General features: G+C 51.0%; 12 protein-coding genes and 1 pseudogene. 6 read left to right on the forward strand and 7 right to left on the reverse strand.

What is annotated here, in order from left to right; translation table 11 throughout:
- Nucleotides 1-60: 60 nt before the first annotated feature.
- Nucleotides 61-2301 carry a mechanosensitive channel protein gene (ybiO, locus tag OGW13_RS19345; protein WP_043001276.1) on the forward strand — a complete coding sequence of 747 codons (2241 nt, stop codon included), beginning with the start codon at nt 61-63 and terminating at the stop codon, nt 2299-2301.
- Here ybiO and rlmF read toward each other — a convergent pair.
- Nucleotides 2298-3224, reverse strand: coding sequence for a 23S rRNA (adenine(1618)-N(6))-methyltransferase RlmF (gene rlmF / locus OGW13_RS19350; protein ID WP_287116394.1), 927 nt, complete (start codon nt 3222-3224; stop codon nt 2298-2300). The genes ybiO and rlmF overlap by 4 nt on opposite strands.
- Nucleotides 3225-3510: 286 nt before the next feature.
- Between rlmF and mcbA the strand changes: the two genes are divergently transcribed.
- From mcbA to ybiJ, 3 genes are all read left to right on the forward strand, one after another.
- A complete protein-coding gene (gene mcbA, locus OGW13_RS19355; RefSeq protein WP_043001278.1) occupies nt 3511-3771 on the forward strand; it encodes a DUF1471 family periplasmic protein McbA in 261 nt (86 codons plus the stop codon).
- Between the two features lie 121 nt (nt 3772-3892).
- Entirely contained in the window at nt 3893-4159 is a 267-nt protein-coding gene (locus OGW13_RS19360; RefSeq protein ID WP_043001279.1) for a DksA/TraR family C4-type zinc finger protein, read from the forward strand.
- 285 nt (nt 4160-4444) lie between these two features.
- A complete protein-coding gene (gene ybiJ, locus OGW13_RS19365; RefSeq protein ID WP_043001280.1) occupies nt 4445-4705 on the forward strand; it encodes a DUF1471 family protein YbiJ in 261 nt (86 codons plus the stop codon).
- Between the two features lie 106 nt (nt 4706-4811).
- On the opposite strand, the gene ybiB is transcribed toward ybiJ, so the two are convergent.
- Together ybiB and dinG are read right to left on the reverse strand one after the other, a co-directional pair.
- Complete coding sequence (ybiB, locus tag OGW13_RS19370; RefSeq protein WP_222167910.1) at nt 4812-5780, reverse strand: DNA-binding protein YbiB; 969 nt, start codon at nt 5778-5780, stop codon at nt 4812-4814.
- 26 nt (nt 5781-5806) lie between these two features.
- A complete protein-coding gene (gene dinG, locus OGW13_RS19375) occupies nt 5807-7957 on the reverse strand; it encodes an ATP-dependent DNA helicase DinG (RefSeq protein WP_222167909.1) in 2151 nt (716 codons plus the stop codon).
- Nucleotides 7958-8078: 121 nt separating this feature from the next.
- On the opposite strand from dinG, the pseudogene OGW13_RS19380 reads away from it, so the two are divergent.
- A pseudogene (locus OGW13_RS19380) lies at nt 8079-8567 on the forward strand (serine hydrolase); the annotation flags it as partial.
- Here OGW13_RS19380 and OGW13_RS19385 read toward each other — a convergent pair.
- The 4 genes from OGW13_RS19385 to pcaB all read right to left on the reverse strand — a co-directional run bounded on the left by OGW13_RS19385 (nt 8564) and on the right by pcaB (nt 14175).
- On the reverse strand, nt 8564-8980 hold the full coding sequence (locus OGW13_RS19385; protein ID WP_090048651.1) for a hypothetical protein: 417 nt from the start codon (nt 8978-8980) through the stop codon (nt 8564-8566). The pseudogene OGW13_RS19380 and the gene OGW13_RS19385 overlap by 4 nt on opposite strands.
- Complete coding sequence (locus OGW13_RS19390) at nt 8958-10826, reverse strand: hypothetical protein (protein WP_287116395.1); 1869 nt, start codon at nt 10824-10826, stop codon at nt 8958-8960. Before OGW13_RS19390 ends, OGW13_RS19385 begins: the two co-directional genes overlap by 23 nt.
- 541 nt (nt 10827-11367) lie before the next feature.
- On the reverse strand, nt 11368-12789 hold the full coding sequence (locus OGW13_RS19395; RefSeq protein WP_044256423.1) for a DASS family sodium-coupled anion symporter: 1422 nt from the start codon (nt 12787-12789) through the stop codon (nt 11368-11370).
- Nucleotides 12790-12822: 33 nt separating this feature from the next.
- Complete coding sequence (gene pcaB, locus OGW13_RS19400) at nt 12823-14175, reverse strand: 3-carboxy-cis,cis-muconate cycloisomerase (RefSeq protein WP_090048654.1); 1353 nt, start codon at nt 14173-14175, stop codon at nt 12823-12825.
- Between the two features lie 202 nt (nt 14176-14377).
- Between pcaB and OGW13_RS19405 the strand changes: the two genes are divergently transcribed.
- Nucleotides 14378-15112: a GntR family transcriptional regulator gene (locus OGW13_RS19405; RefSeq protein WP_044256426.1), complete on the forward strand. Its 735-nt coding sequence runs from the start codon at nt 14378-14380 to the stop codon at nt 15110-15112.
- The last annotated feature ends 656 nt before the right edge of the window (nt 15113-15768 follow it).

The following is a 15768-nucleotide window of genomic DNA, read 5'->3' on the forward strand; positions in this document are numbered from 1 at the left end:
ATCGCCGCGCCTCCAGCCACTATACTTATCTCTTTGTTCTGTTTTCTCACTGGAGGAGTCATGCGGTGGATCCTGTTCATCCTCTTTTGCCTGCTGGGCGCACCAGCCCAGGCGGTAACCATTCCCGGTGTCACAACCGGCGCTGATGCTGACGCGCAAACAACACCTGCGCCCGAACCTGATGTCGAGCAAAAGAAAGCGGCCTACGGAGCGCTGGCCGACGTACTGGAAAATGAGACATCGCGCAAAGAATTGATTGACCAGTTGCGTACCGTTGCCGCCACGCCACCGCCGGAACCGGTGCCTAAAATCACCCCGCCGGTGGTTGTGGAGGAAAAAACGGTACTGGAGAACGTTACCGATCTCAGCCGCCATTACGGCGAAGCTCTGTCTGGCCGCTTTGCCCAACTCTATCGCAACATCACCGATGCGCCACACAAGCCCTTTAACAGCCAGACCTTCAGTAATGCCCTCAGTCACTTTCTGATGTTGGCCGCTGCGGTGTTCGGCTTCTACTGGTTGATTCGTCTGTGTATGTTGCCGTTGTACCGTAAAATGGGAAACTGGGCGCGGAAGAAGAACCGCGAGCGCAGCAACTGGCTCCAGCTACCGGCAATGATCGTTGGCGCCTTTATTATTGATCTGCTTCTGCTGGCGCTTACCCTGTTTGTCGGTCAGTTGTTGAGCGACAGGCTGAACGCGGGCAGTCGCACCATCGCGTTTCAACAAGGACTGTTTCTGAACGCCTTTGCCCTGATCGAATTTTTCAAAGCCATTCTGCGACTGATCTTCTGTCCGAACGTGGCGGAACTGCGGCCTTTTACCATTCAGGATGCCAGCGCCCGCTACTGGAACCGGCGACTGAGTTCGCTGAGCAGTCTGATTGGCTATGGCCTGATCGTCGCTGTTCCGATTATTTCCAATCAGGTGAACGTACAGGTCGGTGCGATGGCCAACGTGGTCATCATGCTGTGTATTACGCTGTGGGCGCTGTACCTGATTTTTCGTAACAAGAAAGAGATTACCCAGCACCTGCTGAATCTTGCGGAACGATCGCTGGCCTTTTTCAGTCTGTTTATTCGCGCCTTTGCTCTGGTCTGGCACTGGCTGGCAAGCGCCTATTTCATCGTCCTGTTTTTCTTCTCCCTGTTCGACCCCGGCAACAGCCTGAAGTTTATGATGGGGGCGACAGTGCGCAGTCTGGTGATCATCGGCATTGCGGCCTTCGTTTCCGGAATGTTTACCCGCTGGATCGCCAAAACCATTACCCTCTCCCCGCATACGCAGCGCAATTATCCCGAACTGCAAAAGCGGCTCAACGGCTGGCTTTCTACGGCATTGAATGTGGCGCGGATCCTGACGGTGTGTGTCGCCATCATGCTGCTGCTGAACGCCTGGGGACTGTTTGATTTCTGGAACTGGCTGCACAACGGCGCCGGTGAGAAGACGGTTGATATTCTGATCCGCATCGTGCTGATTCTGTTTTTCTCCGCAGTAGGCTGGACGCTGCTTGCCAGCCTGATCGAAAACCGGCTGGCTTCCGATATTCATGGCCGTCCTCTCCCCAGCGCGCGTACCCGCACGCTGTTAACGCTGTTTCGTAACGCACTGGCGGTGATCATCAGCACAATCACCATCATGATCGTACTTTCGGAAATCGGCGTTAACATCGCCCCACTGCTGGCCGGGGCCGGGGCGCTGGGGCTGGCAATTTCCTTTGGTGCGCAGACGCTGGTGAAAGATATTATTACCGGGGTCTTTATTCAGTTTGAAAATGGCATGAATACGGGCGATCTGGTGACCATCGGGCCGTTAACCGGTACGGTAGAACGCATGTCGATTCGCTCCGTTGGCGTACGCCAGGACACCGGGGCGTATCATATTATTCCGTGGTCATCGATCACCACCTTTGCCAACTTTGTCCGCGGCATTGGCTCGGTGGTCGCCAATTACGATGTGGATCGTCATGAAGATGCTGATAAGGCCAATCAGGCGCTGAAAGAGGCGGTCGCTGCGGTAATGGAAACCGAGGACGTTCGTGGGCTGATTATTGGTGAGCCGTCGTTTGCCGGGATTGTCGGATTAACCAACACGGCATTTACGCTGCGGGTATCGTTTACCACGCTGCCGCTGAAGCAGTGGACGGTTCGCTTCGCGCTGGACAGCCAGGTGAAAAAACATTTCGACCTGGCGGGCGTTCGTCCACCGGTGCAGACCTGGCAGTTTCTGCCCGCCGCGCCAGCGGCAGCCACAACACCGGCCACACCGCCGTCGCGGCCACCCGGCGAGCCGACGCTCTAGCGCTTACGCGCGCTAAAACGACGGCGCTGGTCGTCGTCCATAAAGGTCCAGGCAATAAAGCGGCTCTGCTTTTGCCCCTGGGCCATCTCTTTTTTCACCACCTTGACCGCTCCCACGTCAGTCAGCGCACGATAGAGCGGCGGCAGGTTTTCGCCGCGTGACACCAGCGTGGTAAACCACATGACCTGACGGCCAAAAGCCTGGCTTTCGGAAATCATCGTTTTGATGAACGCGACTTCCCCCCCTTCGCACCACAACTCCTGCTGCTGACCGCCGAAGTTCAGCGCATCATCTTTGCTCTGTCCGAGGTTGCGACGTTTGCGCTCGCTTCCTGCACGAGCAGAGGCGGCGGAATCATGGAACGGCGGGTTGCACAGCGTCGCATCATATTGCTCATTTTTATGAATAATGCCGTTAAAAATAGCCGCTGGGATTTTCTGACGACGCAGGCGAATGGCGCGCGTCAGCCCTGGATTGGCGCTGATAATGGCCTGCGCGCTGGCTAACGCCTGCTCATGCGTCTCACTGCCCGTAAAACGCCAGCTATACTCATGCACGCCGATCAGCGGATAAATACAGTTCGCGCCCACGCCAACATCCAGGATTGTGGCCTGAGTTGGCACACTTCCCGTTGTCTCTGCAAGCAGATCGGCCAGATGGTGGAGGTAATCGGCACGCCCAGGAACAGGCGGACACAGAAACCCTTCAGGAATATCCCAGTTTGCCACCCCATAGAAATGCGCCAGCAGCGCCTTATTCAAGGCCTTTACCGCCAGCGGATTGGCAAAATCAACGCTTTGTTCGCCTGCGGGGGTCAGGACGAGATACTGCGCCAGCTCAGGCGTGCCTTTGCAGAGCGTGGCAAGATCGTAGCGACTGTGGTGACGGTTGCGCGGGTGTAAGCCCGGTTTCTGGGGGGACATAGCATTCTCCTTTTAACAGCGGCGTAAGATACCCGCATAACGCAACGCGGTAAACCGGGTTGATAACAAACGGGCGCTTCTCTGCAGCGCATCTGCGCGCGAAATGGGGTGAAGTGGCGCAAATCGCCCAAATATCAATGATATGTATGTCATTGATTTGTCAACATACGTCAATATTTTTCGTTCAAATTTTAAGCAGATCATCATCAATTTTTTACGCCATTTCTGCCGCACTGACGACCTAAACTTATCTGGCACTACACGTTGTTTCACTGAGGAGAGCATCATGAAAAAATGCCTCGTATTACTCGTCGCCACCACGCTTGCAGGCGTGGCATTCGCGGCGTCTGCAGCACAACCTTTGAGCAGTCCCGATACCGGTCAGCTACGTGCGTCAGGTACCGTCTCTGCCACTGGCGCAACCAACCTGAGTGATCTGGAGGATAAGCTGGCGGAAAAAGCGCAAGAACAAGGCGCGAAAGGCTTTATGGTTAATTCCGCAGGCGGTAAGAACCAGATGTATGGTACAGCCACCATTTACAAGTAACCTTCCCCACCACCTGCCCGATAGCAACGCCGCTTATCGGGCAATGTTCCCTTGACTGAGCAATTTTTGACCCCATCTTGACTATAATAACCTCGGTAAAAAGCGTGAGGAGAATAGTGCTATGGCTTCTGGTTGGGCAAATGATGACGCTGTGAACGAACAAATCAACAGTACAATTGAAGATGCTGTTGCACGTGCAAGAGGCGAAATTCCGCGCGGTGATAGTCTGTATGAATGTGAAGAATGTGGCGATCCGATCCCTGAAGCCCGCCGACAGGCAGTGCCAGGTGTAAGACTGTGCCTTAACTGCCAGCAGGAGAAAGATTCACAGAACTCATCATATACAGGATATAATCGCAGAGGATCAAAAGACAGCCAGCTACGTTGACCTAAGCTTACATAAATATCAAGAACATGCCGTTTCGCTTACGCTCACGTTAAATTGCTCTTTGCGTAGCAAAATGTGCCGTTCATCCCTCAACTGTAAAGTGAACTGCGTAGAACCGTAAATTCATCTCGTGAATTAATTAATAATCAATAAGTTATTTGTCATTCAATTTTTTTGATTAATGCTGTCAATTCTCTTCGATTTTATCTCTCGAAAAAAAGCGTGATACTCATCACATCGACGGAACATCGTCTTCCTTAATAAATAACCTGCGAGAGATTAACAATGAAAACTATCAAATATGCTGTTGCCGCTGTTGCCCTGTCTACTCTGTCTTTTGGCGTTTTCGCTGCCGAACCTGTTACGGCTGCTCAGGCGCAAAGCATGAATAAAATCGGTGTGGTTTCTGCAGAAGGCGCAACCACGCTGGACGGCCTGGAAGCAAAACTGGCTGAGAAAGCCGCTGCTGCCGGCGCAAGCGGTTACAGCATCACATCCGCCAACAACAACAACAAAATGAGCGGTACTGCTGTTATCTACAAATAAGTTTTACCCCGTCTGCTGCCAACAGACACCCTGCTCCAACCCTCATTGAACCTGAATTACCCTTGTTTGCCCGTCCGCCACTGGACGGGCTTTTTTATCTGTCGCGCTAAAAACTGTCGTTGACTCGCGCCAGTCCTTGCTCGAGTGTTGCCACCTCACCCGTTGCCACCAGGCAACAGGCCATCTGGATTTTCAACGATGCGGGTACCGGCTCACTTCCCGCCAGGCAGCGTTCAATCCAGCGCGCGGTCGTCTCAGGATCCTTTGCCGCGGGCAGCGGTACAGGTTCGTCTGGCATTTCACTTTGTCGGCTCTGTAACACCCGGGTGCCAGTGCTATCAATCAGGCTAATCTGCGGGCAGCGTTGCGGATTGGCGTAAACCTCACCTTCGGTTCCGTGCATCAACAACCCACGCCCACCAATATCACTAAAGAATTTCGCGACGCGCGGCACATATTCCGGATGCGACACGCTGGCAAGACGCAGCGCGGCGTCTTCGGCAAACGGTGTCGCTAACTTCGCCAGCGTATGTGCGCTGTTGCGCACACCCAGTCGCCAGCGCATTGCCAGCTGTTTTTCCAGCGGCGGGCAGAGCGTACTCACCGGAATAAAGACTGGCTGATGTCCATCCAGTTTCGCCTGTGCCTGTCCGGCATGACGCGTCGGCGCAATTCCCATCAGTTCGAAAATGGTCTCTGTCAGCACGCGGGTCGGATCTTCGCTCACCCCATGCACGACGACCGGAAAACCCAACTTGTGCAATAAAATCGCCAGCAGCGGCGTCAGGTTCGCCTGTTTACGCGCGCCGTTATAGCTGGGGATAACGATCGGCATCGGCTTCGCAACCGGCGGGGTAAGCTTAATGGAATGGTTTTGCATCGCCTCATAAAAGCCCAGCATTTCGGCTTCACCTTCCCCTTTGATACGCAATGCAATCAGCACGCCGCCCATTTCCAGTTCCGGCACGTCGCCGTTGAGCATGTGGGTATAAAGCCCTCGCGCGGTGTCCTGATCCAGATCGCGGGCGTGGTTTTTCCCCCGGCCGATCTCTTTAATTATGTTGCGGTAATCCATCGAAAACTCCTTGCCTCACACTCACGTTATTTACGCCGACGGCGCGTGGGTTTCGCTTTTTCTTTTGCCTTAACGATAACGTCTGGCACTGCGGGTCGTTCTATGGGAAAAACAGGTAATGCCTCCAGTAAACGCTTGCCATAATTTTTGGTCAACAGACGCTTATCATAAATTACCACTTCTCCCCAACACCCGTGGCTACGGATCAAGCGTCCCACCTGCTGGATTAGATTAAACGAGGCGGCGGGCAAACTCTGCACTTCGAACGGATAGCGATTGAGACTTTTAAGCCACTCGCCTTCGGTGATCACCACCGGGCTGTCGATGGGGGGAAAAGCAATTTTGTGGATATGCACCTGACTGAGTAAATCGCCTTTCAGGTCCAGTCCTTCGGCGAAGGATTGCAGCCCCACCAGCACGCTACGCTCGCCGTTTTCCACCCGCTTACGGTGCAGTTCCACCAGCCGGTAGCGCGGCTGGTCACCCTGGACCAACAACAACAAGCGCAGATCGCTGACGTATTCCAGAAAGCGCTGCATCGCTCGCCCACTGGCAAATAGCACCAGCATGCCGGAATGTTTTTTACTTTCCAGCTGTTCGCGGAAATAAGCCGCCATCTCCGCAATATGCTGTTCTTCGTTGTCGATCAACGGTTCATAGCGCATCTGCGGAATAATAATTTTACCCTGTTCGACATGGTTAAACGGCGAATCGAGCGCGACGAAGCGGTCTCCGGCTTTTTCCTTCAGGCCGCTCATCTCCTGCAGACGCGAAAAACTATTAAGCGAACGCAGCGTGGCGGAGGTGACGATGATATGCGGCACACTGCGCCAGAGTAATCGCTCGAGTTGATCGCTCACGCGGATCCCCACGCAGTGAAACCAGACGTGGGGTTGCCCGTCGCGCACCTCGCGCGTCGTCCATTTCGACACCGGTGCGCCGGATGACTGGGCCAGCGAGGCCAGTCGCCACAGTTTGCTTTGCGCTTCAAACATCCCCAGCGCCCGGTTCATCTGCAAAATAGCCCGATGCAAACGCACAACGTCATGGCTGCCGGTTTTCTCGCTGAGATCATTCAAAAACAGCTCCGCCAGACCGCGCAGCGTTTCGGTGAGCTTCGCCAGACGCTGGCAAATCTCCATCACTTCATCCGGCAGTTCCCCCATCGCAAAGCGATGTTCCGCTTCCTGCCCGGCAGGCATGTACAAACTGAGAATGTGATTAAGTGACGCGATAAGTTCATACAGCTCTTCGCAATGGGCGTTCAGACGCTCCGGATTCGCCAGCGGCGGCGTGGTCTTGGGGCGAAACTGCTCCATGCAAGTCGCCACCAGTTTGCTGAACAGATCCAGTTGCAGGCGATACCAGGAGGCGGTAATTTCCGCGCTCATTTCCAGCGCATCGCGGGCGACATCCGGCAGGTGATGGCCTTCATCCAGAACCAGCAGCAGGTTTTTCGGGTCCGGTAACACCGCTTCGCTTTCCATCGCCGCCATCACCAGCGCATGGTTTGCCACCACCACTTCCGCTTCCTGAATCTCGCGACGGGCGACAAAAAACGGGCACTCGCGGTAGTAGTGGCAGTTGCGGTTCAGGCAACTGGCTTTATCGGTACTCAGTCGTCGCCAGAGGTCGTCGTCAATGGCGATATCCGTATGATCGCGCAGGCCGTCCCACTTGTAGCTGTCGAGGTCGCCTTTTAACTTTGCGCAGCGCTTCTGTTCTTCCTGGTTGTTCGGCGTGAGTTCATCGTCAAGAAAGGCGAGCAGATCCTGTTGCGTGGGTTCAGTACTGGCCAGCGCCGTCAGATTTCGCGGACACACATAGCGCCCGCGTCCAAACGCGGCGGTAAAGCGAAGATCGGGAATAATTTTGCGCAGTAACGGCAGATCTTTACTGTAGATCTGATCCTGCAACGCCACGTTGGCGGTGCTAACCACCAGCGTTTTTTGCTCTTCCCGTGCAATGGCAATGCCGGGAATGAGATAGGACAGGGTTTTCCCCACTCCGGTAGGCGCCTCTATCGCCAGATGACGCCCTTCTTCTCCGGTCAGCGTTTTCGCGACATCGGCAATCATCTGCCGCTGCGGCGCACGGGGGATAAAGTCGGGGATCTGTTCCTGAAGCGCCTTATACCAGACGGCGATTTGCGCTTTAAGCGCAGCGGTTAATGCCATGAGAAAACCTGAAACACTGTATAAACAGCCACTATTGTGGCACATTTCAGACCTGGAACGTATCTTTTTTGCCGCTTCTGGAAGGCGCTTCGCAATGCCGTTAGATCAATATGATGAATAAGCCTGGTACTCAAGGGGCGTTGTATCAGGCCACGCTGGATTGTTCTCTGATACAAGCGATATGGCGGTGCTAATGCAGGTTATGCCTAACGGCGGCGGCTATGGCAACGTTAAGCTGTTCGATAAGGCAACCGTCAGGAAGTTTACTCGCAGTTCGTCAGAAGACGTTGCGTCTGGACTGGGGTGGCGTGCGAATAGTAACGCATCGATGACGCCAACGTTTGATGTGTTAGCCAGCTCTGAAACGTATGGTCATACAGGCTGGACCGGAACGATGACCTCTATCGACCCGATTAATCATATGGTTATTGTGATTTGAGGTAACAGGTCACACTCGCCAGTTGCAGACCCTAAAATAAACCCAAATGTTTTTGTGAGTGGATTATTACCTGCGGCTACATATGGCTGGATTGTTGATCAGATATGTGGGGCATTGAAAAAAATTTATAAAGGGACTCAGATAGAGTCCCTTTATATTTCAACAAGCTAGAATATAAAATAAAGAATTACCAAACTGAATACAACAATAATTTCAATAAACCAAAATGCCGCTTCAATTTTAAAACTAGTAGTTAATTCACTTGGTAAGGCCCGAATAAAATGATATCCTTCAATGCTCATGTTGTTATTAAAAATCTTATTGTAGGGGAATATTAGACTAGACATAATGAAATCTATTTTTGCAAAGTACATACCGGGAGTACCAATTAAACTTGCAGTTCTCGCCAAATTTGCAGTGATAGGAAGACAACCAAATTCCCCTTCATATAAAATTACTATTTTTTTATATTTTTCATCGTTTATGACATAAGACATAAATATTAAAATTAACATTAAAATGACTAGCATTGTGCCAAGACTCATGTTAATAGTACTTAAATTATCTGCTAAATACTTTTTCATATATTAGAATGCCTGCTTCTTCAGTAAATGAATCTGGACCATGTTGTTTAAACCCTTGATTATCAATGTCGCCAATCACCATTCCGCCAAACCCCTCACCCAATTTTTCACCTACTTTTTCCATAACTTTTCCGCCAGCAATACTTGAAGCAATGCCGGTAGCCAAACATAAAGCCGCTCCAGTACCTCCAGCTTCTGATGTAATCAATCCCAGAACCCACGTACACGCTGCCCTCCCCATAATGCCCCCGACAGCACCACCAGCAATACTTGCAGTTTGTTTGTAGCCGAATTTACTATACTCCATTATCGCTGCTTTTCTACATTCGCTTTCTCGCCCTTTCGCGCAAGCGTCATACACATTTGTTGTATAGCTGGCAAAGTCAAGGCCAATACCAATAAAGCCTGTTGTTCTCATTATTTTCATCAGCTTGGCAGATTTTTCTATATAGTTTGCATAACCTTCAATATCTTTCACCCCTGTTTGATCCCACTTATGCATAATGGATTTTGTGGATAAACCCAATGTTTGTTTTATTTGTTCGTATTGTTTTAAATTCAATTGTTCTTTTGAAAATTTATTCAAAATACCATCTAACTTTTTAAATAACCTTTCTCGCTGACCAAAAAATTCCTCTCCAGAAATCCGGCCAGAATTTTGGCTATATGTTTTTTTATAAAGTTCCTGAATTTCGTTTAGTATTTTATTTATTTCTTCATAATACCCCCCACCAGCATCCTTTATGTAACCTAAGATATCTCCGCTTTGTCCTAAAGCATCGCTATATAAATTAGATGAGAATATATCTATTGAGGTTCTGTTTTCATAGAGTAATTTAGCTTCCTCATTAGTCAGCGGTTCAAGTGCTTTATCAATTTTATCCCTTGCTGTTTGTACTTGCGCAATTTTTTCAGGTGACCTGGATAGTGGGTCAGCAACAACTAAGATTGAACCGGGCTTTTTCTTTTTTTCTGGATTCAACTGATGATATAACTCTTTTACTCCAGATGGTGGATTAACCATTAACTCATATTCATATGATTTGGGTGTCGTCAATTCTGGTACTACGCAAAAGCCCGGTTCAACTGATTGTCTCGACTCTGAAATTTTTCTTGTTGCGGGAGCCAGAGGCGTGGAATTTTGAGACCTGTTTGCTGATTCATAACTTGCTAAAATATAATTATCATATCTGTATGTAATATTTAAATGGGGAATAAATCGACAATGGCAAGAACATGTACCTCTGCTATGCGCTGAACCAGCTAGTAAACATATAATTTCTGTCTCGTATTGAGACATATCATGCCCCATTGTTAAGTAATGATTATATAATTCATGACTTATTCTGGTTCGGAATGGGAAACCAGATGTTCGATGTGAAAAACCATCTTCTTTTTCATCATTAACAATTATTTTTTTCTTAAGGTTTATCGTTCCCCCCGCTCTTCCGAGAAATCTGTTATGTTCAAAGCCAAATCCGTTTTCAAAATTCCGAAGAGAATCGGGGTTTCTCCGGTACAAAAATTTTTCCTCATTGAGCCGCTTTATCGATACTGATGGAGGTTCTACTTTTCGCCCTTCCGAATCTATACTACTATCCCAGGAACTTGCGTTAGTCCGACGAAATAAATTTTCCCCTCTTTCAATCCATGAGCCTTTAGGTACACCACCTTTAATCTCATATTTTTGGCCATTCATCCCGCATATATATTCATCCATTTCATATACTATTTCCATGTCATCAAGCATATAGTATTCTTTACTCTTTAATATATAACCACCACAACTCGTTCGATCTCCTGGTGCTAATAAAAACCCTTCAGAGCGCTTATTAAAGGTTCTCATAATTAAGTTCCTCGCATTAAATGGCAAAGTTTAATATCAGACTATTTTTATTGCTTTTATTGTGATGTCACTTGCAAATTCCAACAAAAATCCTGAATCCTCACACTGAAGATTCAGGATGTGAATGTGAATGTGAATGTGAATGTGAATGTGAATGTGAATGTGAATGTGAATGTGAATGTGAATGTGAATGTGAATGTGAATGTGAATGTGAATGTGAATGTGAATGTGAAGAGAATAATTTATTTATTCAGTGAGTCAATGCTCTTGTTCCTTTAAATTATCGACCTAATCTCAGTTACACTGTCATTTGTTTGCAAAATTTGTATTGTTTTCTCCCATTTTTATGTTACCTCACGCGTTTCAATGATATAATCGTATCTATCATAATGTTTTTTGCCTATGCTTTTATTTGCATGCTGATTAATAATGTCTTTCTTATTTTCAGTAAAAAGTCTTTAAAAGCTCCTCTTATATCACGTATTAAAAATGTGCTTGTAGGCCTGATAAGCGCAGCGCCATCAGGCAACTGCGCTGTGACTTAATAGTAACCCAGCAGCTTCCACCACAGCATGCCAACCGCGAAAATGATAATGACGTTGAAGGTCACCACGCACAGGTTGATTCGGTAAAACCGTGGTCGCTCAAAATAACCTTGCGCAAAGTAGATAGGGCCGGGTCCTCCGCCGTACTCGGTGTTCCCCCACATCAGGTTACTGAAGATACCGAAGCAGATAGCCACCATCATCGGCGGTGCGCCGGCTGCAATCGCCGTGGCGGCAAATGGTGCGTACAACGCGGCAACGTGCCCCGTGGCGGTAGCAAACAGGTAATGGACGTAGATGTACAAGACACCGAGCACAATGAATGCTTCCATCGCACCGAATCCCTGAATCCCGCTACCCAACTTCACCGTCATCCATTTGATGAATCCCAGATCCGCCAGACCCGTCGCCAGGCTGATGATCACGCTGAACCAGATCACCGTGTCCCACGCCGCATGGTCATTGAGGAGACTTTTCCAACTGACGGCCCCGGTCGCAAACAAATAAGCGGCTAGCCCCAGCCCGACCGATGTCGCCGAGATCCCGGTAATCAGACTGGTTCCCCAGCCGACAAGCGCCAGCACAAACCCTACGGCCACTTTTTTCTCATTACTGCTCATGACACCCAGTTCGCCCAGCGACTGTTTGCCCATCGCTTTGGCTTCCGGTGTATGCTTCAGTTCCGGATCCAGCAGCTTGTAGACCAGCAGCGGCATCAGGCAAAAACAGACCATCGCTGGAACGACGGCAGAAATAAACCAGCCGCCCCAGGTGATCTCCAGACCCAGCGTGGATTTTGCCAGGCTTGCCACCAGCGGGTTCGCCGCCATACCGGTTAAAAATATCGCCCCGGTGATCGGCGTAAACTGAAAGCAAACCATCGTCAAGAAATCGCCAATCCGCTTGCCAGTCGCGCCAGGCGCCGAACCGAGTACGTCGTTGATTGAGCGAGCGATCGGGAAAATAATCCCGCCAGACCGCGCCGTCACCGACGGCATCGCCGGGGCCATAATCAGGTCAGAAACACCGAGCGAATAGGCAATTCCCAGACTGCTTCCGCCAAACAGCGACAGCATTTTATAGGCAATACGTTTTCCCAGTCCGGAGGTCACAAACCCCAGCGAGAGCACGTAGGCGCAGAAAATCAACCATACCGTGCCAGAGGCAAAGCCTGACAGTGCCTTCGCCTCAGTCAACGTTTTGCTGAAGATCACCACGCAAAGCGCAATCAGCATAACCGCCCCCGAAGGGAGCGGCTGGGTCAGGATTGCCGCAATGGTGGCGGCAAAAATCGCAAACATATGCCAGGCCGCCGGGGTTAACCCTTCAGGAACGGGAATAAACCAAATGACGGCACCGATTACCAGCGGGATCAGAAATGAGAGAAGTTTCTTGCCCATGACAAAATTCGTAGACATAGCGCTATCCTTATTGCGTTAGCACAATCATGTTCATTTCCGTGACTGATATTTGGCCAGCACCTGATCGACCATTTCCGGCGCCATTCCCAGATAATTTGCCGGATCGGTCAGTTGGTTAATCAGTTGCGGATCCAGTCGTTGTGCCACTGTCGGCATGGCGTTCAGTACGTCGGCCAAGTGACCGCCCTTCTCATTAACGATGCGACAGGCGTCATACACCACATCGTGAGCATCCTGGCGGCCGATGTATGGAGCCAGCCCCATCATCACGGCTTCTGCCACAATCAATCCATTGGTCATTCCCAGATTGCGCGTCATCGCGGCTTCATCGACCTCCAGTCCTGCCAGCATAAAGTTGGCCTGATGCAGCGCCCCTGCGCTCAGGACGAAACTTTCCGGGATCGCAATCCACTCCGCGTGCCACGGTCCGGTGGCGCGTTCCAGATCCTGAACCATCGCATCCAACATCAGCCCGGCCTGTTGACGAACGCCTTTTGCACAGGCCAGCATCAGTTCGCTGGAGATAGGATTGCGTTTTTGCGGCATAGTGCTGCTGGCACCACGGCCTTTAACGAACGGTTCATACAGTTCGCCAAACTCGTTCGATGCCATCAGCATCACGTCATAAGCAATCTTCCCTAGCGAACCGGTGATGACCGCCAGCAGGTTCACCGCCTCTGCGAAGCCGTCGCGCGCTACGTGCCAGGTGGAGGTCGGGACGTTAAGACCTAACTCTTCCATCAGCGCTTTTTGTACCGGCAATCCTTTGTCGCCCAGCGATGCCAGCGTTCCGGCGGCCCCGGCAAATTCACCGACCAACACTCGCGGACGCGCCTGTTGCAAACGTTCGGCGTGGCGTTCAAACATGTCCAGCCAGATAGCGGCTTTATAACCAAACGTCACCGGTAGCGCCTGCTGTAAATGGGTGCGACCGGCCATTGGCGTATCCCGATAGCGCAGCGCCAGGTCAGCCAGCGTTGCACGTAACCGGTTCATGTCCGCCTCGATCAGTTCAAAGGCATCACGGATTTGCAGTACCACCGCCGTGTCCATGATGTCCTGCGTCGTCGCTCCCCAGTGCACATAGCCGCCAGACTCTCCGGCCTGCTTTGAAATCTGGTGCACAAGCGGCAGGATCGGATAACCGACGATTTCCGTCTCATGACGTAACAAATCGAAATCCAGCGTATCGGCATTGCACTTCTCAGCGATCTCTTTGGCTGCCGCTTCCGGGATCACTCCGCAACGCGCCTGCGCTTTGGCGAGCGCCACCTCCACTTCGACATACTTGCGAATAAGTTCGTAGTCATCAAACACGGCGCGCATTGCGGGTGTACCAAAAGAATCTCTAAATAAAACAGAATCCATTACATTCGAAGCCATAAATCCCCCGGTTCAATCTGATAATGATAAGATGAGCGTCTGACCCGGTTTACGACGCAATCGGGACAACAAAAATGTCCGAACATACGTAAATGTCCGTACATTTATAATGTACGGACATTTATAATAATCATGACGAATGTATGGAATAGCCCGTACCCATTTTTGTGACTGTGATCATTAATTATTTGACGAAACTGCGATGAAAGAATCTCTGTACAAACGGATAGCCCGTGAACTGGCTCATCAAATCTCGACGGGAACTTACCCACCCGGTTCACTGTTTCCGACAGAAATGGAACTGTGCGAAACCTGGCAAGTGAGTCGTCACACCATGCGCGAAGCGCTGAGGGAATTAACGGAACAGGGGTTGATTTCGCGACGTAAAGGCGCTGGCACGCGCGTATGCGAACCGCAGGCGAGCGGGGTTAACCATCCGTTGTCACATCTGGAAGATCTGCTGCTGTTGGCGAAAAACAACCTGCGGGTGATTAAGAAGATCGATGAGATTGTAGCGGATATTGAGCTTTCCCAACTGATAGATTGCCCGCCCGGTTCACGCTGGCTACATATCGCCAGTATTCGTGAGGATGCGCAAAACCCGGATGCGCCTATTTGCTGGACGGACAGTTACGCCAGCACCGATTATTCCAGGCTACGCGCGTTCATCCGCGACGATCCGCACTCGCTGATTAGCGATCTGATCGAAACGCACTACGGAATTAAGAGTCACGAAGTGCATCAGACGATCACCGCCGTTGGCGTACCGAAGAAAATCGCCAAGATACTGAATGTCGAGCCCGACTCTCCGGGGATGCGCATCGTACGGCGCTATCGGGATCGTGACGGGAAAGTGTTCGAGACCACGATTTCAATTCACCCGGCGGGACGGTATACCTGTTCTATTGTGTTGAAATCGCAGAATGCGGGGGAGTGAGGGGGCGTATACGCTTTGAGAAGCATATGCCCCTGTGGGACGAGTACCGTTCACCTCATGTTCGCAGCCAATCTGGTACACCAGTACCTGTGAACGGGTTAAGGAGGCTCGTCGCCGCCTCCTTAACAATCCTGGCTCCCGGCTGGAAAATTGTCGCTTCGCGATACCCTCCGCTTATTCCTTCAGGCTACCGGGCCGGGCACGACTCAGCATCCCTGCTTCGCGCGCCCTGAACCCGCATCCCTGCGGGTTCTCCCGGCCTTACGGAAACGCGTCGGCAATTTTCAGCCGGACCTATCCATACCTGACCATCTCCACGGTTTGCTTTTTTTTACAGCGAAGTGAATTTAGCTGAAAGGCAGAGAATTGAAGCGATGGCATTGGTCCGGCGTGAAAATCGATGAGGCGTTGGCGGCTGACCGGGGCCGCCCGCAGGGAAGCGGGCGGAGGGGACGGCCTGCATGGATGCAGGCTCGACCCCGACCCGACAGGCAGACGGCATAAGACGAATGAACCACGAAGTGGCGATTTTCCTTGCCGGGAGCCAGGGTTGCAAGGGAGGCGGCGGTGAGCCTCCCTTGCACGTTCACGTGTACTGCGGTTTCAGAGAATCACTGAATACAAAGTGAACGTAACATTTCTCAGAGTATCAGGCC

Source organism: Citrobacter sp. Ca225 (assembly GCF_030337175.1).
GTDB lineage: Bacteria > Pseudomonadota > Gammaproteobacteria > Enterobacterales > Enterobacteriaceae > Citrobacter_A > Citrobacter_A amalonaticus.

Excerpts from the sequence above, each read along its gene's own strand:
- ybiO (WP_043001276.1), top strand. The coding sequence starts at position 61 with ATGCGGTGGATCCTGTTCATCCTCTTTTGCCTGCTGGGCGCACCAGCC.
- rlmF (WP_287116394.1), bottom strand. The coding sequence starts at position 3,224 with ATGTCCCCCCAGAAACCGGGCTTACACCCGCGCAACCGTCACCACAGT.
- mcbA (WP_043001278.1), top strand. The coding sequence starts at position 3,511 with ATGAAAAAATGCCTCGTATTACTCGTCGCCACCACGCTTGCAGGCGTG.
- OGW13_RS19360 (WP_043001279.1), top strand. The coding sequence starts at position 3,893 with ATGGCTTCTGGTTGGGCAAATGATGACGCTGTGAACGAACAAATCAAC.
- ybiJ (WP_043001280.1), top strand. The coding sequence starts at position 4,445 with ATGAAAACTATCAAATATGCTGTTGCCGCTGTTGCCCTGTCTACTCTG.
- ybiB (WP_222167910.1), bottom strand. The coding sequence starts at position 5,780 with ATGGATTACCGCAACATAATTAAAGAGATCGGCCGGGGGAAAAACCAC.
- dinG (WP_222167909.1), bottom strand. The coding sequence starts at position 7,957 with ATGGCATTAACCGCTGCGCTTAAAGCGCAAATCGCCGTCTGGTATAAG.
- OGW13_RS19385 (WP_090048651.1), bottom strand. The coding sequence starts at position 8,980 with ATGAAAAAGTATTTAGCAGATAATTTAAGTACTATTAACATGAGTCTT.
- OGW13_RS19390 (WP_287116395.1), bottom strand. The coding sequence starts at position 10,826 with ATGAGAACCTTTAATAAGCGCTCTGAAGGGTTTTTATTAGCACCAGGA.
- OGW13_RS19395 (WP_044256423.1), bottom strand. The coding sequence starts at position 12,789 with ATGTCTACGAATTTTGTCATGGGCAAGAAACTTCTCTCATTTCTGATC.
- pcaB (WP_090048654.1), bottom strand. The coding sequence starts at position 14,175 with ATGGCTTCGAATGTAATGGATTCTGTTTTATTTAGAGATTCTTTTGGT.
- OGW13_RS19405 (WP_044256426.1), top strand. The coding sequence starts at position 14,378 with ATGAAAGAATCTCTGTACAAACGGATAGCCCGTGAACTGGCTCATCAA.